Annotated in this window: 14 protein-coding genes; 9 read left to right on the top strand and 5 right to left on the bottom strand. The window is 62.3% G+C overall.

The genetic code is table 11. The features are described from left to right. Positions 1-271 precede the first annotated feature (271 nt). The 4 genes from NWV16_RS24815 (at position 272) to NWV16_RS24800 (ending at position 6,764) form a co-directional block, all read left to right on the top strand. Positions 272-2,620 carry a hybrid sensor histidine kinase/response regulator gene (locus tag NWV16_RS24815; RefSeq protein ID WP_260521126.1) on the top strand — a complete coding sequence of 783 codons (2,349 nt, stop codon included), beginning with the start codon at positions 272-274 and terminating at the stop codon, positions 2,618-2,620. Between the two features lie 95 nt (positions 2,621-2,715). Next, positions 2,716-4,365, top strand: coding sequence for an acyl-CoA dehydrogenase family protein (locus tag NWV16_RS24810; protein ID WP_260521125.1), 1,650 nt, complete (start codon positions 2,716-2,718; stop codon positions 4,363-4,365). A gap of 191 nt (positions 4,366-4,556) precedes the next feature. After that, complete coding sequence (gene amn / locus NWV16_RS24805; RefSeq protein WP_260521124.1) at positions 4,557-6,056, top strand: AMP nucleosidase; 1,500 nt, start codon at positions 4,557-4,559, stop codon at positions 6,054-6,056. 141 nt (positions 6,057-6,197) lie between these two features. After that, complete coding sequence (locus tag NWV16_RS24800) at positions 6,198-6,764, top strand: pseudouridine synthase (protein ID WP_260523583.1); 567 nt, start codon at positions 6,198-6,200, stop codon at positions 6,762-6,764. On the opposite strand, the gene NWV16_RS24795 is transcribed toward NWV16_RS24800, so the two are convergent. Both NWV16_RS24795 and NWV16_RS24790 read right to left on the bottom strand, forming a co-directional pair. Further along, positions 6,759-6,968, bottom strand: a complete 210-nt coding sequence (locus tag NWV16_RS24795; protein WP_003228500.1) for a DUF2788 domain-containing protein — start codon at positions 6,966-6,968, stop codon at positions 6,759-6,761. The genes NWV16_RS24800 and NWV16_RS24795 overlap by 6 nt on opposite strands. A 157-nt stretch (positions 6,969-7,125) precedes the next feature. After that, positions 7,126-7,605, bottom strand: coding sequence for an Lrp/AsnC family transcriptional regulator (locus NWV16_RS24790; RefSeq protein WP_008081091.1), 480 nt, complete (start codon positions 7,603-7,605; stop codon positions 7,126-7,128). 455 nt (positions 7,606-8,060) lie between these two features. Here NWV16_RS24790 and NWV16_RS24785 point away from each other — a divergent pair, with 455 nt between their 5' ends. Next, the gene (locus NWV16_RS24785) at positions 8,061-9,110 is read left to right on the top strand and encodes a DUF6515 family protein (RefSeq protein WP_260521123.1); all 1,050 of its coding nucleotides are present in this window, start codon (positions 8,061-8,063) and stop codon (positions 9,108-9,110) included. Here NWV16_RS24785 and NWV16_RS24780 read toward each other — a convergent pair. Together NWV16_RS24780 and NWV16_RS24775 are read right to left on the bottom strand one after the other, a co-directional pair. Continuing rightward, positions 9,104-10,000: a cation diffusion facilitator family transporter gene (locus tag NWV16_RS24780; RefSeq protein ID WP_260521122.1), complete on the bottom strand. Its 897-nt coding sequence runs from the start codon at positions 9,998-10,000 to the stop codon at positions 9,104-9,106. The genes NWV16_RS24785 and NWV16_RS24780 overlap by 7 nt on opposite strands. A 15-nt stretch (positions 10,001-10,015) precedes the next feature. Further along, positions 10,016-10,435, bottom strand: a complete 420-nt coding sequence (locus NWV16_RS24775; protein ID WP_260521121.1) for a polyribonucleotide nucleotidyltransferase — start codon at positions 10,433-10,435, stop codon at positions 10,016-10,018. Positions 10,436-10,545: 110 nt separating this feature from the next. Between NWV16_RS24775 and hrpB the strand changes: the two genes are divergently transcribed. Next, positions 10,546-13,065 carry an ATP-dependent helicase HrpB gene (gene hrpB, locus NWV16_RS24770; protein WP_260521120.1) on the top strand — a complete coding sequence of 840 codons (2,520 nt, stop codon included), beginning with the start codon at positions 10,546-10,548 and terminating at the stop codon, positions 13,063-13,065. A 3-nt stretch (positions 13,066-13,068) separates the two neighbouring features. Here hrpB and NWV16_RS24765 read toward each other — a convergent pair whose 3' ends face one another. Then, positions 13,069-13,983 (bottom strand): LysR family transcriptional regulator, encoded by a 915-nt coding sequence (locus tag NWV16_RS24765; protein ID WP_007958716.1) that lies wholly within the window; start codon positions 13,981-13,983, stop codon positions 13,069-13,071. Between the two features lie 238 nt (positions 13,984-14,221). Between NWV16_RS24765 and NWV16_RS24760 the strand changes: the two genes are divergently transcribed. The 3 genes from NWV16_RS24760 (at position 14,222) to NWV16_RS24750 (ending at position 18,485) form a co-directional block, all read left to right on the top strand. Continuing rightward, entirely contained in the window at positions 14,222-15,715 is a 1,494-nt protein-coding gene (locus NWV16_RS24760) for an aldehyde dehydrogenase (protein WP_260521119.1), read from the top strand. 32 nt (positions 15,716-15,747) lie between these two features. Continuing rightward, positions 15,748-17,118, top strand: a complete 1,371-nt coding sequence (locus NWV16_RS24755) for an aspartate aminotransferase family protein (protein WP_260521118.1) — start codon at positions 15,748-15,750, stop codon at positions 17,116-17,118. A gap of 389 nt (positions 17,119-17,507) precedes the next feature. Beyond that, a complete protein-coding gene (locus tag NWV16_RS24750) occupies positions 17,508-18,485 on the top strand; it encodes an ABC transporter substrate-binding protein (protein WP_260521117.1) in 978 nt (325 codons plus the stop codon). The last annotated feature ends 4 nt before the right edge of the window (positions 18,486-18,489 follow it).

Genomic DNA, 18,489 nt, shown 5'->3' with positions numbered 1-18,489 from the left:
GGGTGTTGTGGCGCAGCCCTTGGCCGATAACCCGGATATCCGGCGCCGAGCGGCATCCTGCAACCGACCGATCCGACAGCTCTAGCTCGGTACTTTGCTCTGAAACGCCCGTTCTAGAGCCTTTGTCGGAAAAATTTCCATGGTGCTCAATGGCCATCAACGGCTATGCTAGAGTGGATCCAAACCAATAACAGGTAATATCGGTTTTACGTCATCTCAAAGGGAATGGGGGGCTTCCTGACGCAACCGGACAAGCCACGCTGGGGCTTCAATGCGCTATTTGTTGATGTTGCTGTTCTGTTTGCCCCTCCTGGCAAACGCCGTCGAGTTCGACGAGTTCACCCAGAGCCTCCCGCTGGGTCGATCCCTGCAAGTGTTCGAAGACCCGAGCGGTCAGGCGAGCATTGCCGACGTCCGCGCGCAGGCCGCTGCCGGACAATTCAAAAAACACGATAAAGCCACGCTCAATGCCGGTTACTCACGTTCGGTGTTCTGGCTGAAGATCGACCTGCATTACCGCCCGAGCAATCCGGCGGCGCAGCGCACCTGGCTGCTGGAGCTGGCCTATCCGCCGCTCGATCACCTCGACCTGTATCTGCCCGATGCCACCGGCGAGTATCGTCTGGTGCGTCAGACCGGGGACGCGTTGCCGTTCGCCAGTCGCGAGATCCGACAGAACAATTACCTGTTCAATCTCACGTTCAAGCCTGATCAGCAGCAGACGGTGTATTTGCGACTGTCCAGCGAAGGTTCCATCCAGGCCCCGGTGACGTTGTGGTCGAGCACCGCGTACCTCGAAGATCAGCCGTTGCGTCTTTACGTGCTGGGCCTGATTTATGGCGTGCTGCTGGGGATGCTGGTCTACAACCTGTTTATCTACCTCAGCGTGCGCGACACCAGTTACCTCTATTACATCTTCTATATCGCATCGTTCGGCCTCTACCAGCTGTCGGTCAATGGTGCGGCGGTCGAGTATTTCTGGCCCGACAACCCTTGGTGGGCCAACGCTGCCACACCGTTCTTCATTGGTTGCGCGGGGCTGTTCGGCAGTCAGTTCGCCCGCAGTTTCCTGCAGACGAAGAACCACAGTCGCTGGCTCGACCGTCTGTTGATCGCCCTGATCATCTTCGGCGCCGTGGTGATCGGCCTGTCGCTGATGACCAGTTACGCCCTGGCCCTGCGCCTGGCGACGACACTGGCACTGACCTTTACCGTGGTGATCTTCGCCGCCGGGATTCTTGCCTGGTGGCGCGGTCTGCGCGTGGCGCGCTACTTCATCATCGCCTGGTCGGCGTTTCTGCTCGGCGGGATCGTCAACACGATGATGGTGCTGGGCTTGCTGCCGAATGTGTTCCTGACCATGTACGCCAGCCAGATCGGTTCGGCCATCGAGGTGGCCCTGCTGTCGCTGGCGCTGGCCGACCGTATCAACGCGATGCGCGAGCAGCAGGCTCAGACGCTGTTCGACGCCGGCCAGAAACTCGAAGTGCTCAACCAGCAACTGGCCCACAGCAACAAACTCAAGGACGAATTCCTCGCGACCCTGACCCACGAACTGCGTACGCCAATGAACGGAGTGATCGGCTCGCTGGAGTTGATGCAGACCGTCGAACTGGATCCGGAGCTGGAGCAATACCAGCAGACCGCCGCCGGTTCGGCGCGGGACATGATGCGCATGGTCAACGGTATCCTCACCCTGACCGAATTGCAGGCCGGCAAGCTCAAGGCCACGCCGGGCAGTTTCAGCCTGAGGGCGGTGGTGGAGGCGCTGCGCGTGCAGTTCGAAGGCAACGCCTCGAGCAAGTCGCTGGACTTCAAGGTCGACGTGCTGCCGACACTGCCGGATCGATTGAATGGCGACAGCGCCAAACTCGTGCAATGTCTGGAGTGTCTGCTGGACAACGCGATCAAGTTCACCCGGGTCGGCGGTCTCGCCTTGCGGGTCACCGGCAAGCCGTCGACGGACAATCGCCTGGCGCTGTCTTTCGCCGTGATCGACACCGGCATCGGTTTTACCGATCTGGGCGAAGCCACGCTGTATCAGCGCTTTTTCCAGCTCGACGGTTCAATGACTCGCGAGTACGGCGGTTTGGGCGTCGGTCTGGCGATTTGCCGACAGCTGGTGGAATTGCTCGGCGGCAAGCTCACGCACCGTTCCGAGCCGGGGCGCGGCAGCCGTTTTCAACTGGACGTGGAGTTCGAGTTGCCGGCGGTTGAAGCCGCGCCGACGCTTGTTCGCGATGCCATACGCGCACCGCAGGACTGCACCGTGTTGCTGGTGGACGACAACAGCGTCAATCAACTGGTGATGCGCGGCATGCTGCTCAAACTCGGTTTCCGCGTGCGCACCGCCGACCACGGTGCCGCAGCCATCGAATGCCTGCAGCGCGAGCCGTTCGATGCGGTGCTGATCGATTGCCAGTTGCCACCGCTTGATGGTGTGTCGCTGTGCTGCCAGATCCATGACTTGCCGGGCTGCACCCATCTGCCGGTGTTCATGATCGCGCAGGGCGCGGATCGCGAGCACTGTGCGTCGGGCGGGGTGATCGATTACTTGAGCAAACCGGTGAAATTCGAGGACTTGCAGGTCGCCATGCGGCGACGGGTATTGAGTTGTTGATGGGGTGAAAGCGCCGCGATTTAGGCCGATATGACACTTTGATCGGTCCGGGGGCGGTGCTTAACTGAAGCTCTGGCCGATCAAGGAGCCCCGTCATGAACCTGCATCAATTCGCCGAAACCCACGAAGTGACCAACCAGCCACCGTCGCTGGACGGCACCAACCTGTACCGCATCGACCTGCCGTTGCAGGAATGGTCGCGGCGGTTCGGCGCCGGTTGGGCCGAGTCGCGGATCGATGCCTACGGTGCGCTGGCCGGTGGTCCGCTGATGGAAGCCGGGTTTCTCGCCAACCAGAACAAACCGGTGTTCGCCAGCCATGACCGCTATGGTCATCGCATCGATCTGGTGGAATTCCACCCTGCCTACCACGAGCTGATGCGCACGGCCATCGAGCATGGCCTGACGTCGTTGCCCTGGGCCCATCCACAGGACGGTGCCCATGTGGCCCGGGCCTCCATGACTTACCTGCACAGCCAGGCCGAGGCGGGCAGCGGTTGCCCGCTGACCATGACCTTCGCCAGTGTTCCCGCACTGCGCTTGCAGCCTGATCTGGCTGAGCAATGGCTGCCGAAAATCCTCGCCACCGAATACGACCCGCGAAATGTCGGCATGGCCCACAAGGCCGGTGTGACCATTGGCATGGCGATGACCGAGAAACAGGGTGGCACCGACGTGCGGGCCAACACCACCAAGGCTTATCCGGTGGGGGCCAGCGGCCCGGGCCAGGCTTATGAGCTGGTGGGCCACAAGTGGTTCTGTTCGGCGCCGATGTGCGACGCGTTCCTGACGCTGGCGCAGACCGACAAGGGCCTGACCTGTTTCCTGCTGCCGCGTCATCGTCCGGATGACACGCGCAATCAGTTCTATATCCAGCGCCTGAAGAACAAGCTCGGCAATCAGTCCAACGCCTCCAGTGAAGTGGAGTTCCGGGGCGCACTGGCGTGGATGGTCGGTGAAGAAGGGCGCGGCGTGCCGACCATCATCGAGATGGTGGCCATGACCCGTTTCGACTGCATGGTCGGTTCCAGCTCGCTGATGCGTCAGGCGCTGACCCAGGCCAGCCATCACTGCGCCCACCGCAAGGTCGGCGGCAAACTGCTGAGCGAACAGCCACTGATGCAGAACGTGCTGGCCGATCTGGCACTGGAAAGCGAAGCCGCGCTGGCCCTGAGCCTGCGCATGGGCAAGGCGCTGGATCATCTGACTGATCGCCATGAGGCGCAATTCGCCCGGCTGGTGACGGCGGTGGGCAAATACTGGATCTGCAAACGTGCGCCGGGGATGATCAATGAAGCCGCCGAATGCATGGGCGGCGCCGGGTATGTCGAAGACAGCATCCTGCCGCGCCTGTACCGCGAAGCGCCGGTGAATTCGACGTGGGAAGGTTCCGGCAACGTGCAATGCCTGGATGTGTTGCGTGCGCTGTCGAAAGAGCCGGGCGTTCTCGATGTGCTGTTCAACGAACTGGGTGACGGCCATGGCGACAAGCGGCTGGCTGCACATATCCAGCAATTGCAGGCGTCATTCAAGGACACCGGCGACATTCAATACCGGGCGCGGCAACTGACCGAAGACATCGCGCTGGGGTTGCAGGCGAAGCTGTTGCTGGAGGCCGGGAATTCGGTGGTCAGCGATGCCTTTATTGCCAGTCGCCTGAGTGGCGGCGGCCGGGTCTACGGCGCGTTGCCCCGTGGGCTGGAGGTCGAAGCGATCGTCGCCCGCTCGACGCCGCAAGGTTTCTGACTGCAATGTCCAGGCACCGAAAGTCCTTTCGGGAGCTGGCTTGCCCGCGATGACGGCCTGTCAGTCAACATCGATGTTGAATGTGATGGCCTCATCGCGGGCAAGCCCGCTCCCACAGGGATCGCCTGTACCTGTCAGATTGATGAATAGCCACAACGCCACTGTTTCCGTGAAGCCACGATGCAGGCAAGATGAAGCTCTGCAAGTCAGAACACAGGAAGCTGATCGTGACCGAAGCGTTTATTGTCGTTCAAACCGCCGAACAGGCCGTGGATCGTCTGGCCGAGCTGCATGAGCGGGCCACCACGGCGCTGAACTCGGCGCTCAAGCGTTATCTCAAGGATCGCGTCGAGCCCGACGCCGGGCAACGAGCCCTGTTCCGTTATCCCGAACTGCGTCTGACCTACCACTGCCAGGGCGAAGTCCCGCAGACCACCCGTGCTTACGCCAAGGTGCAGTTGCCGGGCACCTACAGCGTCACCGTCACCCACCCGACGGCGTTTCGCAAATATCTGCTGGAGCAGCTTACGCCGCTGATGCACGACTTCACGGTGACCGTCGAAGTCGGTGTCAGCGAGCAGAATATTCCTTACCCCTACGTGGTCGAGCAGGGTGATGAACTGGCCGGCTCCGGTGTCACCGCCGCCGTGCTGGCGCGGGTGTTCCCGAGTACCGACCTGTCTGCCGCCACCGACGGCATCGCCGACGGTCTCTACGACTGGGAGAACACCCATCCGCTGCCGCTGGCGCTGTTCGATGCGGCGCGCGTCGACTTCTCGCTGCGTCGTCTGGTGCACTACACCGGCAGTGACTGGCGCCATGTACAGCCATGGATTCTGCTGACCAACTATCACCGTTACGTCGACCAGTTCATCGTTCACGGTCTGGAGCAATTGCGCCGCGACCCGCGCTTCGTGCGCATGGTATTGCCGGGCAACGTGATCATCGAAAAAGGCATGGACCACGGCGAAGCCTCGGCCATAGCGGCCGGCGTGGTCTGGCACCGTTACCAGATGCCGGCCTATCACCTGATCGCCAGCGATGGCCACGGCGTGACCCTGGTGAACATCGGCGTCGGCCCGTCCAACGCCAAGAACATCACCGATCACCTGGCGGTACTGCGTCCGCATTGCTGGCTGATGATCGGTCACTGCGGCGGCCTGCGTCAGTCGCAGACCATCGGCGACTACGTATTGGCCCACGCTTACATGCGTCGCGACGGGATTCTCGACCGGGTGGTGCCGCCGAACATTCCGATCCCGGCTCTGGCCGAAGTGCAACTGGCGCTGCAGCAAGCGGCGGCCAACATCACCGGCGAGAAGGGCGAAGAGCTGAAAAAACGCCTGCGCACCGGCACCGTGCTGACCTACGACGACCGCAACTGGGAATTGCGCTGGGCCCAGGAGCGACCGCTGATCAACCTGTCCCGCGCCGTGGCGGTGGACATGGAAAGCGGCACCATCGCCGCCCAGGGCTATCGCCTGCGGGTGCCCTATGGCACGTTGCTGTGCGTTTCGGACAAACCGCTGCACAGTGAAATCAAGCTGCCGGGTTCGGCCAACGCGTTCTACGAGCGCGCGGTCAGCCAGCATTTGAAGATCGGTATCGAAGCGGTGGACCTGCTGCGCACCGAACTCAATTCGCTGCACTCGCGCAAACTGCGCAGCTTCGACGAGCCGCCGTTCCGCTAACGGTTTGTCGTGGTCATTTGGCGGTCGGGGCACTAGCATTGTCAGCCCCGACCGTTAGATGTTCTTTTCGCCATGTCCCGTCCTCAACGTCCACCTTCCCGCCGCCCCGGCGCGAAGCCGTCCTCTTCAGCCCCGCGCCGTGTGGCCAAGGCACCACCCGCCGAGCCGAAGCTGATCCTGTTCAACAAACCGTTCGATGTGCTGACGCAATTCAGCGACGGCGAAGGGCGGGCGACGCTCAAGGATTACGTCGATATTCCTGGCATTTATCCGGCCGGGCGGTTGGATCGTGACAGCGAAGGTTTACTGTTGCTGACCAACGACGGCCAGTTGCAGGCGCGGATCGCCGACCCGAAGCACAAACTGGCGAAAACCTATTGGGTGCAGGTCGAAGGCGTGCCGACGGCCGAGCAGTTGCAGCGTCTGCGTGACGGTGTCGAATTGAATGACGGCATGACCCTGCCCGCCGAAGCGCGGCAACTGGATGAGCCCGAGCTGTGGCCGCGCAATCCGCCGGTACGCTTTCGCGCAACCATTCCGACAACTTGGCTGGAACTGGTGATTCGCGAAGGACGCAACCGTCAGGTGCGGCGGATGACGGCAGCGGTCGGGCTGCCGACGTTGCGGCTGGTGCGGGTCAGGATCGGTGACTGGACGATCGAAGGGCTCGATCAGGGCCAATGGAAGGAAGTGCCGGCACGCTTATAAGGCGCCGGATTCGATCAGGCCGATCACCACGCTCTTGATGATGAACGCGGCCACGCCCAGGCCCAGCACGAAAAACAGAATGAACGAGCCGAAGCGCCCGGCCTTGGACTTCTTCGCCAGATCCCAGACGATGAAACCCATGAAAATGATCAGGATGCTGACCAGACCGGTCATCATCCACTCTTCAAATACGGCTGGATCCATCGGGCATCTCCGGCACTGTGCGGCAGAAAGGGCGGCGGGGAGTATACGCCAGCGAGGCTTGACGCGGCATTGACCTGCGTCGGTGTGCCGCAGTCATTCGTCGCCTGTACTGGCTCCTTCGCGTTTGCAATGCATTCCCCTGCTCGCGAAGACGGTTTCAGTTGCGCAGATGCGTCAAGGGCAGTTCGGTGCTGTTGAGCACCTGATTCAGCACAAAGCTCGAACGCACGCTGGTCACGCCTTCGATGCGGGTCAGGTGCCCCAACAGCAGCTTCTGATAGTGGTCCATGTCCGGCACCACCACCTTCAGTTGATAGTCGGCATCGACCCCGGTCACCAGGCTGCATTCGAGCACCTGCGGCAAGGTGCGGATGGCCGCTTCGAAGTTCTCGAAACGCTCCGGTGTATGCCGGTCCATGCCGATCAGCACGTAGGCCGTCAGGCTCAGTCCGAGCATCTTGCGGTCCAGCAGGGCCACCTGCCGCGAGATGTAGCCGTCGTCCTCCAGTTGTTTGACCCGACGCGAGCATGGGGACGGTGACAGACCGATGCGCTCGGCCAGTTCCTGGTTGGAGATGCGGGCGTCGCGCTGCAATTCCGCCAAAATGCTCAGGTCGTAGCGGTCGAGTTTGCTCATGAATCTGTCCTTTGTCCTGACTATTGCGGCGGATTATCTATCCGGGGTTAAAAATTGCGCAAGTGATGTTTATTTGAGCAATCTTCGCAATCATCTGTCGCAGCCTCAGGCCTATCCTTATCACCAGAATCACTGCTCGGTAACACAGTCCACTGCGGCCCGCCCAATCAGGCCCGCCGCGGCCGCCGCCCCCACCGGGGACGTGCCGGCCCCCGAGCTGCACACTGTCCAGAAGACGGCGTGAGGTGAGCCGGCGTCAAAAGCGTCGAGCCAGGACGAAGTTCTCTGAAGGGGAGGCCGACGGGTCTCCCTTTTTTCTCGCCCGCGATTTGACCTCTCCCGCTCAATAAATAAATGGCGTGACTGATAACCTGTTGCAGAACCCGGTGTGCCCCTTCCCGGTCTTAGCTACAGGCACTCTTAATGACAGGCTTTGGCCCGCAGTGAGGAATTTCATGAAGTCGCGTATCTGGCGTGTGGCCAGTGTTGGTTTGCTGTGTGTGAGTGTCTGTGCCCAGGTGCTGGCCGATGAACCGCAGAATCGTGGCCCCGACGGCGGCGGACGCGGGCCGGAGCATCAGGGCAACAATCAGGGACATGGCGGCGGTGGTCAGCAGCGCGGCCAGAATAATCCGCAGCGGCAGAACAACGACATCATTCGTGGCGACAACAGCCGTCAGTTCGAGCACAACGGTCAGCAGAACCACGGCCAACCGAACAACGGCCAGTGGCAGAACCAGAACCAGCCACGTCCGGCGTACAACCCCAACCCGGTACGCCAGCCGCCACCGCCGCCGCAACTGCCGGCCAATGACCTGCCGATCCAGCCGCGTCCCGACACCGTGCGCCAGACCCAGGAACCGCGTCAGGGTTACTACCGCGACGAGCGTCCGCAGAATGGTTATCACCAGAACTGGCAAACCGGCAACCGTCCCAACGACAACCGCTGGCCGGGTCGTCCCGATGGGCATGGCAATGGTTGGGGTCCCGGCCCGCAATACCGGCCGGGGCATGTGATCGACCGCTTCCCGGATCGTGATTTCCGCGTGCCGTATCGCGGTCAGGATTATTTCTATTCCGGCGGCTACTGGTATCGCCCGCAAGGTCCGCGTTATGTCGTGGTTCAGCCGCCACGGGGGATCCGTATCCAGTACCTGCCGGATTACGCCCGTGAGGTGTGGATCGGCGGTTCGCTGTTGTTCCTGGCGGCAGGCTCGTACTACGCCTATCAGGAAGCGACCCAGGATTACGTGGTCGTCGAGCCGCCGGTGCAGCAACCGCCGCAACCGACGGGCAACGGCTACGACGTGGAAGCGTATCCCGCCAACGGCCAGTCGCCGGAGCAGGTCCAGCAGGACGGCTATCAGTGCTACCAGTATGCGGTGCAGCAAAGCGGCTTCGATCCGCGTACCGCAACCTATCAGCCAGCGCCCGAGGTGGTGCAGGCCTACCGCCAGGCCCAGGGCAATTGCCTGAGCAGTCGCGGTTATCAGGTCAACTACTGAGCACGGGCAGCTTGCACCACTTCCTGCGGGTCGGCGTGCACCAGCACTTCGGCCCGCGGGTAGGCCGCATGGATCGCATCGGCGGCCTGATCGCTGATGCCGTGGGCGACTGACAGCGTCAGTTCCCCCGGCAGCTCCAGATGCAATTGCACGAACCAGTGATTGCCGGAAATCCGCGTACGCAGATCGTGGGCGCCCAAAACGCCCGGCACAGCGCAGGCCAGTTCGAGCATGTGCTGACTGACAGCCACCGGCAGCTCTTCATCCATCAGCACCGAAAAACTTTCCCGGGCGATCTGGATCGCGCTCCACAGGATGTACACGGCAATCCCCAGACCGAACCAGGCATCCAGTTGATGAAAACCCAGGCCCGCCAGGATCAGGGCAATCAGGATGCTGCCGTTGAGCAACATGTCCGAACGGTAATGCAACGAATCAGCCCGCACCGCGTTGGAGCCGGTCTGTTTGATCACCCGGTGCTGCAGCATCAGCAGCGTCGCCGTCAGCACCAATGAAAACACAATGACGCCGATGCTGATCCAGGGCGCGCCGAGCGGTTCCGGTCGCTGGATGCGCTCGTAAGCCTGCAATGCGATCAGCACCGCACTGCCGCCAATGAACAGCGCCTGCGCCATGCCCGCCAGGGATTCGGCCTTGCCGTGACCATAGCGGTGATCGTCATCCGCCGGGCGCAGCGCGTAGTGCACCGCCAGCAGATTGAGCAATGAAGTGACGCCATCAAGGGCCGAGTCGGTGAGGCCGGCGAGCATGCTCACCGAACCGCTCAGCCACCAGGCGATGGCTTTGGCGATGATCAGCGTACAGGCCACCGCCACCGAGGCGCGGGTCGCCAGCCGCAGCAGGCGGGCGTGTTCGGGGCTGGAGGTCATGGGTGCGTCGATTCCTTATGCGGCAGGTTGCAGGCCGAACATCGCCAGTTGCTGGGTGCTGCCCTTGTGCTGGATCAGGCGCGGGTCGTCCAGCGGCAGATGGCGGCCCAGTTCTGTTTCGAGAATAGCCTGCAACTTGAGGTTATCGACCTGGCCGTCCGGGCCGATGGCTTGCTTGAGTTTGGCCGGATCGACCTGCGCCGTGTGGCCCGGTTCGAAATAGATCGCGCCGGTGGTGAAGTCCACGGCAAACGCGATCAGGCCAGGGATGATGTAGAACAGCAGGCCCACGGCATCGAGCACGGCAATCGCCGGGTCGATCTTGCCGTCGATCTGGCCGCGCCGGTCGGGATAGAAAATCGACCCGCACGCAGTGATCTGAGTGAGCAGGGTGGCAACCAGTACACCGCCGATCAGGCGAAAAGGTAAGCGCATGTAGATAACTCCTGAGTCATTTGAAAACGAAGCATCGTCGTGTGGAATTAAGACCCCGACAAACACCCGGCAGTTCGCCGTTATACTCGCCGCTCTGTTTGGGAGCCAGCATGATTTCTTTGCCGATCGACGAAGTTTTACCCGCCCTGCGTGAAGCCCTCGCGACACGCCACGAAGCCGTGCTAGAAGCACCGCCCGGCGCCGGTAAAACCACCCGCGTGCCCCTGGCCCTGCTCAATGAAGCATGGCTGAACGGGCAGACCATTCTCATGCTCGAACCCCGTCGGCTGGCCGCGCGCGCAGCGGCGGAGCGGCTGGCCAGCGAGCTGGGCGAGAAGGTCGGTGAAACCGTCGGTTATCGCATCCGCCTCGACAGCAAGGTGGGCACCAATACGCGCATCGAGGTGGTCACCGAAGGTATTCTCACCCGGCGCTTGCAGGACGACCCGGCGCTGGAGGGCGTGGGCCTGCTGATCTTCGACGAATTTCACGAACGCAGCCTCGACGCCGATCTGGCACTGGCCCTCAGTCTGAACGGTCGCGAGCTGTTTCGAGCTGAACAACCGCTGAAGATTCTGTTGATGTCCGCCACCCTTGAAGGCGAACGTCTGGCCAGTTTGCTTGACGACGCGCCGATCCTGCGCAGCGAGGGCCGGATGTTCCCGGTGACGATGCGCTGGGGCCGACCGTTCCAGCCCGGCGAATACATCGATCAACGCGTCACGCAAACGGTGCTCGAAGCCCTGCACGATGAAACCGGCAGCCTCTTGGTGTTCCTGCCGGGGCAGGCGGAAATCCGTCGGGTCCATCAGCAACTGGCTGACGCCATCGGTGAGCGCAGCGATGTGTTGCTCTGCCCGTTGCACGGCGAACTCGATCTGAATGCCCAGCGCGCCGCCATCGACCCGGCACCGCATGGCAAACGCAAAGTGGTGCTGGCCACCAACATCGCCGAGACCAGCCTGACCATCGACGGCGTGCGCGTAGTGATCGACGCCGGGCTGGCGCGGGTGCCGCGTTTCGATCCGGGCAGCGGCATGACCCGCCTCGACACTCAACGCATCTCCAAAGCCAGCGCCACCCAGCGCGCAGGCCGGGCCGGGCGTCTGGAACCGGGCGTGTGTTATCGGCTGTGGTCGCAGGATCAGCACGAACAACTGGCGGCTTATGGCAGTGCGGAAATTCTCTCGGCGGATCTTGCGGGCCTGGCCTTGCAACTCGGGCGCTGGGGCGTGGCGCCGGGTGATCTGATCTGGCTGGACGTACCGCCCGCCGCCGCTTATGCACAGGCTCAGGATCTGTTGCAGCGCCTCGGTGCGCTGGACGGTGAAACCCTGAACCGTCACGGTCAGGCCATGGCTGAATTGCCGGCCCATCCGCGCATCGCTCATTTACTGTTGCGCGGTCAGACGTTGGGGCTGGCGAACATGGCGTGTGACGTCGCCGCGTTGCTGGGTGAGAGGGATATCTTGCGCGGCGCCGGGGCGGATCTGCACAGCCGTCTGGTGCTGCTGTCCGGCGAAGAGCGCGCGGCCCGCGGCGCTCAGGGCGGCGTGCAGCGCGCCCGGCAACTGGCGCGGCAATATCGCGGCTTGCTGCGCGGCCAGCCGATCGAACCGGTCAGCGATCCCGATCACCCACGCTGGCTCGGCGCCTTGCTGGCGCTGGCCTATCCGGATCGTGTCGCCCAGCAGCGGCGTGCCGGTGGTGCCGAATATCGTCTGGCCAACGGCCGGGCGGCGCTGTTCGCTGAAGCCGACAGTCTGATGAAAGAACCGTGGATCGTGATTGCCGACCTCGGCAGCCGTCAGGGCCAGCGCGAGGAACGGATTTATCTGGCGGCGGATTTCGACCCGGCGCTGTTCGATTCAGTGCTGGCCGAGCAGGTGCACAGCGTCGATCAACTGGACTGGGATGAACGTGAAGGCGTGCTGCGCGCCGAGCGCCAGCGCAAGGTCGGCGAACTGATCCTCAGCCGTGAACCGCTGACCGGTCTCGACGAAAACGCCCGCAGTCAGGCACTGGTCAATCTGGTGCGGCGCAAGGGGCTGGAGCTGTTGCCGTGGACTGCGGAACTGCGCCAGTGGCAGGCGCGAGTCGCGTTGCTGCGCCAGCTCGACCTGGACGCCAAAGGCGACAGCCAGTGGCCGGATGTCAGCGACGTGATGCTGCTGAAAACCCTCGAAGACTGGCTGATGCCTTATCTGGGCAAGGTCTCGCGCCTCAGCCATTTCGCCAACCTCGACCTGTCGAGCATCGTGCGTAATCTGCTGCCATGGCCACTGCCGCAGCAGCTTGATGAGCAGGCACCGCATCACTTGAGCGTACCGTCAGGCTCGTCGATTCGCCTCGACTACAGCGAGCAGCCACCGATCCTCGCGGTGCGTTTGCAGGAGCTGTTCGGCCTTGCCGACACACCGCGCATCGCCGGCGGGCGGCAAGTGGTCAAGCTGCACCTGCTGTCGCCCGCACGACGTCCGGTGCAGGTCACGCAGGATCTGGCCAACTTCTGGCGCAGCACCTATGCCGAAGTGAAGAAGGATCTGAAGGGGCGGTATCCGAAGCATTATTGGCCGGATGACCCGCTGGTGGCTGAAGCGACCGCACGGGCCAAACCGCGGGGTACTTGAGAGTCAGCGGCTGGCCTTCGCCGTCAACTGCTCCCGGCAGTAATCGGCAAACAGCTGCGCCGGTTTGGTCAGTTGTCCGCGTTTGAGCCACGCGGCCACGAGGCCTGAGCCGGTGACGTCTTCGACGATGTCCACGCACACGACCTTCTTGCCGTCGTAGGTGCATTCCGAATGCGGGCGGGTCACCAGGATCGAGAAGCCGAAACCCTGGCCGACCATGCCACGCACCATTTCAATCGACGGCGAGCTGAATTCGATGCGCGGCGACAGCCCGAGTTCTTCGAACAGGCTGACGAAGTAGGTGCGGCTCGGTTGCACGTCGAGCAGGATCATCGGCTCCAGGCACAAATCCCGCAGCGATACTTGCTTGAGCTGAGCGAAGCGGTGATCCGCCGGGAGCAGGGCGTAAGGCCGCTGGGCCGGCATCAGCGGTTCGGTTTCGATGGTGGCGTCGAGGTCGTGCTTGTACAGGATCGCCAGGTCGAAGGTGCCCGAGGTCAGGCCTTGCACCAGTTCCTGCTGTTCGCCGTCGCGGATGCGGATCTTCACCCCCGGATACAGCGCCGAGAAGCCGGCAATCAGTTGCGGCAGGTAAAGCGGAGCGACCGTTTCGAAACAGCCGATATCGATCTGCCCGGCCACCACGTCGTTATCGGCAAGGGCGTTCTGTTCGAACTCCTTGGCCATGCGCAGCAGTTCCTGGGCCTTGCGGAAGAACCGCGCGCCGCTCGGCGTCAGGGATACGCCCTGGGCGTGATGGCGGATCAGCAGTTGCACGCCAAAGCTGTCTTCCAGCCCCTTGATCGCCGTGGAAATCGCCGGTTGCGCGATGTACAGCTTGCGCGAGGCTTCGGCGACGCTGCCGCATTCGACGGTGGTGATGAAGTATTTCAACTGACGCAGGTTGTAAGCGGCCACGGTGAACCTCAAAGCGAACGGATTTCACATCCAAGCAATTTGTAAGCCGCCGGCCTCCGTTCTGTCGGCGGTTTTTTTGTCCCTGAACAATAGCCCCATACGTGCGCGAGGGGGCCATCGGCTGGTTACCTTTTTTATTGTCTGCGAAGACATTTTTACTGGTTTTGCCCCGCGCGGGCCTGAGCGACTATCGACTGAAGCTGTTTATAAAAGAATAAAAGTCCAGGGAGCATCCACCGTGTTCGAACTTGCAGACTGGCAGCGCAAGGCCGCTGAATTGAGCTATCCATACCAGGCCGTGATCGACGGCAAGTTGTGTGACACGCAGTCGGGGCAGACCTTTGCCGCGATCGACCCGGCCACCGGCAGGCTACTGGCCGATGTGGCCGCGTGTGGTGAAGCCGATGTCGATGCGGCGGTGCGCAATGCGCGGCAGGTGTTCGAGGCAGGCATCTGGGCCGGGCGTTCACCGACCGAGCGCAAACAAGTGCTGCTGCGTCTGGCGGATCTGATCCTGGCCCATCGCGAAGAACTGGCGCTGCTCGATTCGTTGAACATGGGCAAGCCGGTGATGGACGCTTACAACATCGACGTACCGGGCGCCGCCGGGGTGTTCCGCTGGTACGCTGAAAGCCTCGACAAACTCTACGATCAAGTCGCACCGAGCGCCTCGAACGTGCTGGCGACCATCACCCGCGAAGCGCTGGGCGTGGTCGCCGCCGTGGTGCCGTGGAATTTCCCGCTGGACATGGCCGCGTGGAAACTCGCTCCGGCGCTGGCGGCGGGCAACTCGGTGATCCTCAAACCCGCCGAGCAATCGCCGTTCTCTGCATTGCGCCTGGCTGAGCTTGCGTTGGAAGCGGGGTTGCCGGCCGGTGTGCTGAACGTGCTGCCGGGGCTCGGCGAGCAGACTGGCAAAGCCCTGGGCCTGCACCCGGATGTCGATTGTCTGGTGTTCACGGGTTCGACCCAGGTCGGCAAATATTTCATGCAGTACTCCGCGCAGTCGAACCTCAAACAGGTGTGGCTGGAGTGCGGCGGCAAGAGCGCCAACCTGGTGTTCGCCGACTGCAAGGATCTGGATCTGGCGGCGCAGAAAGCCGCGTTCGGGATCTTCTTCAATCAGGGCGAAGTCTGCTCGGCCAACTCGCGGTTGCTGGTGGAACGCTCGATTCATGATGAGTTCGTCGAACGTCTGAAGGTGCAGGCCGAACGCTGGCAACCGGGTAACCCGCTGGACCCGGCAAGTGCGGCGGGAGCGATTGTCGACGCACGTCAGACCGAGAGCATTCTGCGCTTCATCCACCAGGCCGAGCGTGAAGGCGCGAGCCGCGTCTGTGGCGGGCAGCAGCTGAGTTTCAACGGTTCGGACAACTTCGTTCAGCCGACGATTTTCACCGACGTGCAGCCGCACATGACCCTGTTTCGCGAAGAAGTGTTCGGCCCGGTGCTGGCGGTGATTCCGTTCGATGATGAAGCCCACGCCTTGCAACTGGCCAATGACAGCGTCTACGGTCTGGCCGCGTCGCTGTGGACCGATGATCTGCACCGTGCCCATCGGGTGGCGCGGCAATTGCGAGCCGGTACGGTGTCGGTCAACAGCGTCGATGCGCTGGACGTGACCGTGCCGTTCGGCGGCGGCAGGCAATCGGGTTTCGGCCGCGATCTGTCGCTGCACTCGTTCGACAAATACACCCAGTTGAAAACCACCTGGTTTCAACTGCGCTCATGACAGCCGCTCACAACAAAAAAGGAGATCCGGCGATGACCACCTCACGTGAAACCCGCGACTACCAGGCCGCCGATGCAGCGCACCACATTCATGCGTTCGTCGACCAGAAGGCCCTCAACGACGAAGGCCCACGGGTGATGGTGCGCGGTGAACGCCTGCATCTTTGGGACAACGACGGTCGGCGCTACCTCGACGGCATGTCCGGGCTGTGGTGCACCAACCTCGGTTACGGGCGCAAGGATCTGAACGCGGCGGCGAGCCGGCAACTGGAGCAGTTGCCGTACTACAACATGTTTTTTCACACCACCCACCCGCAGGTCATCGAACTCTCCGAGTTGCTGTTCAGCCTGCTGCCGGGGCACTACAGCCACGCGATTTACACCAACTCCGGCTCCGAAGCCAACGAGGTGCTGATCCGCACCGTGCGCCGTTACTGGCAGGTGCTGGGCAAGCCCGAGAAGAAAGTCATGATCGGTCGCTGGAACGGCTACCACGGTTCGACCCTGGCGGCGACGGCCCTCGGCGGCATGAAATTCATGCACGAAATGGGCGGGATGATTCCCGACATCGCGCACATCGACGAGCCGTACTTCTTCGCCCACGAAGGCCATCTGACCCCGGCGGAATTCGGCCTGAGGGCGGCGCAGCAACTGGAAGCGAAAATCCTCGAGCTGGGCGCCGACAAGGTCGCCGGTTTCATCGCCGAACCGTTCCAGGGCGCGGGCGGGATGATCTTTCCGCCGGAAAGCTACTGGCCCGAAATCCAGCGCATCTGCCGCAAATACGACGTGCTGTTGTGTGCCGATGAAGTGATCGGCGGCTTCGGTCGCACCGGCGAATGGTTCGCTCACGAATACTTCGGTTTCGAGCCGGACACCCTGTCCATTGCCAAGGGTTTGACCTCCGGTTACATCCCGATGGGTGGCTTGATCCTGTCGAAAAAAATGGCTGACGTGCTGGTGGAGCAGGGCGGTGTGTTCGCCCACGGCCTGACCTATTCCGGGCACCCGGTGGCGGCGGCGGTGGCGATTGCCAACCTCAAGGCATTGCGCGATGAGGGCGTGGTAACGCGGGTCAAGGATGACATCGGCCCGTACCTGCAACAGTGCCTGCGCGAGGTGTTCGGCAATCACCCGTTGGTGGGCGATATCCAGGGCACGGGCATGGTCGCGGCGTTGCAGCTGGCTGAAGACAAAGCGACCCGCAAACGCTTCGCCAATGAAAACGACATGGCCTGGCGCTGCCGCACGATCGGTTTTGAAGAGGGGGTGATCATTCGTTCGACCCTGGGGCGGATGATCATGGCGCCGGCGCTGATTGCCAGTCGTGAAGAAATTGACGAGCTGGTGGGCAAGACCCTGAAAGCGGTTGATCGTACGGCGCAGGAGTACGGCCGGCTCTGAGAAATTCGTAAAGCTCAAGGGCCCCTTCGCGGGCACGCCCGCTCCCACAGGTTTCTCGGCTAACACAAATATTGTGTACTTTCGGGATTCCTGTGGGAGCGAGCCTGCTCGCGATTTGCGTCAGTCGATTCACCACTGTTTCAGCTGTCTTGCACCCCCTCCGTGCACCCCCGCCCGACGCGCCCTTTCGTGGTGCGCACTACCCAGTTTTTTCATCGTTCGCGTCTAACTATTTCCTCGTTTTCCTGACGCCGGGCCTGGGTCAACATCGATTTCGCCAGCCAAGGCATTGCCCGCCAGAGTCCAGCAGAGACCGCAGCGTGCGATCGCGACACCACGGCTGGCCGTACTGCCCATGACAACTAAATCAACAGCGTTGGGAGTGCTCCATGAACAAGTCCTTGTTTACCCGTCTTGCATGTCCTCTGGCGATTTCCGTCCTTTCGGTCACCGGCGCCCAGGCCGGCACCTTGTCGATCGGCCACACCACGTGGGTCGGTTACGGCACCCTGTATCTGGCCCAGGATCTGGGTTACTTCAAGGAAAACGGCTTGACCGTCGAATTGCCGGTCGTCGAGGAAGCCTCGATGTACATGGCCGCTCAGGCGTCCGGGCAATTGTCCGGCTCGGCTTCGACCATCGACGAAGTGCTCAAGTACCGCCCGCAGTTCTGCTTCAAGGCCGTGGCCGCGCTGGATGACAGCCATGGCGGCGACGGCGTGCTGGTCGGCAAGAATGTGAAAAGCCTGCAAGAGCTCAAGGGCCAGGCGGTGGCCGTCAACGAGGGTTCGACTTCGCAGTTCTGGCTCTCGTACCTGCTGAAAAAGAACGGCATGAGCATGAGCGACATCACCGTGCAGAACATGACCGCCGACGATGCCGCCACCGCGTTCATCGCCGGTCGCGTGCCGGCCGCCGTGACCTGGGAGCCGCATCTGTCGATGGTGCGCGACAAGCAGCAGGGCAAAGTGCTGATCGACAGCAGCAGTACGCCGGGCGTGATCGTCGATGTGGTGGCGCTCAACTGCACGGTGATCGAGAAGCAGCCGGAAGACGTCAAGGCGCTGGTCGCCGGTCTCTACAAAGCGGTGCAGTACACCAAGGATCATCCACAGAAAGCCTACGAAATCATGGCCAGGGGTGTCGGCGGTTACCTGTCCGATCCGAAGGAACTGGCCGCCGCCGCGCAAGGCGTGCGTTTCTACGATCAGGCCATGAGTGAGAAGCTGCTGGGCAAACCGGGCGCGCCGGGTGACAGCGCACCGCTGATCAAACTGGCCAACGAAACCGCCAGCGAATTGCAGGGCAAGCCCTACAACGTCAGCAATGACGATCTGGTGGATAACCGTTTCGTCAGCCCGCTCTAGGAGA

Source organism: Pseudomonas sp. BW7P1 (assembly GCF_024981055.1).
Classification (GTDB): Bacteria; Pseudomonadota; Gammaproteobacteria; order Pseudomonadales; family Pseudomonadaceae; genus Aquipseudomonas; species Aquipseudomonas bananamidigenes.
The sequence above is the reverse complement of the archived record's forward strand: the minus strand, read 5'-3'. Positions and strand labels throughout refer to the sequence as shown.

Bases quoted from the DNA above. Each gene is read 5' to 3' on its own strand.
- NWV16_RS24815 (WP_260521126.1), top strand. From the start codon at position 272: ATGCGCTATTTGTTGATGTTGCTGTTCTGTTTGCCCCTCCTGGCAAAC.
- NWV16_RS24810 (WP_260521125.1), top strand. From the start codon at position 2,716: ATGAACCTGCATCAATTCGCCGAAACCCACGAAGTGACCAACCAGCCA.
- amn (WP_260521124.1), top strand. From the start codon at position 4,557: ATGAAGCTCTGCAAGTCAGAACACAGGAAGCTGATCGTGACCGAAGCG.
- NWV16_RS24795 (WP_003228500.1), bottom strand. From the start codon at position 6,968: ATGGATCCAGCCGTATTTGAAGAGTGGATGATGACCGGTCTGGTCAGC.
- NWV16_RS24790 (WP_008081091.1), bottom strand. From the start codon at position 7,605: ATGAGCAAACTCGACCGCTACGACCTGAGCATTTTGGCGGAATTGCAG.
- NWV16_RS24785 (WP_260521123.1), top strand. From the start codon at position 8,061: ATGAAGTCGCGTATCTGGCGTGTGGCCAGTGTTGGTTTGCTGTGTGTG.
- NWV16_RS24780 (WP_260521122.1), bottom strand. From the start codon at position 10,000: ATGACCTCCAGCCCCGAACACGCCCGCCTGCTGCGGCTGGCGACCCGC.
- NWV16_RS24775 (WP_260521121.1), bottom strand. From the start codon at position 10,435: ATGCGCTTACCTTTTCGCCTGATCGGCGGTGTACTGGTTGCCACCCTG.
- hrpB (WP_260521120.1), top strand. From the start codon at position 10,546: ATGATTTCTTTGCCGATCGACGAAGTTTTACCCGCCCTGCGTGAAGCC.
- NWV16_RS24755 (WP_260521118.1), top strand. From the start codon at position 15,748: ATGACCACCTCACGTGAAACCCGCGACTACCAGGCCGCCGATGCAGCG.
- NWV16_RS24750 (WP_260521117.1), top strand. From the start codon at position 17,508: ATGAACAAGTCCTTGTTTACCCGTCTTGCATGTCCTCTGGCGATTTCC.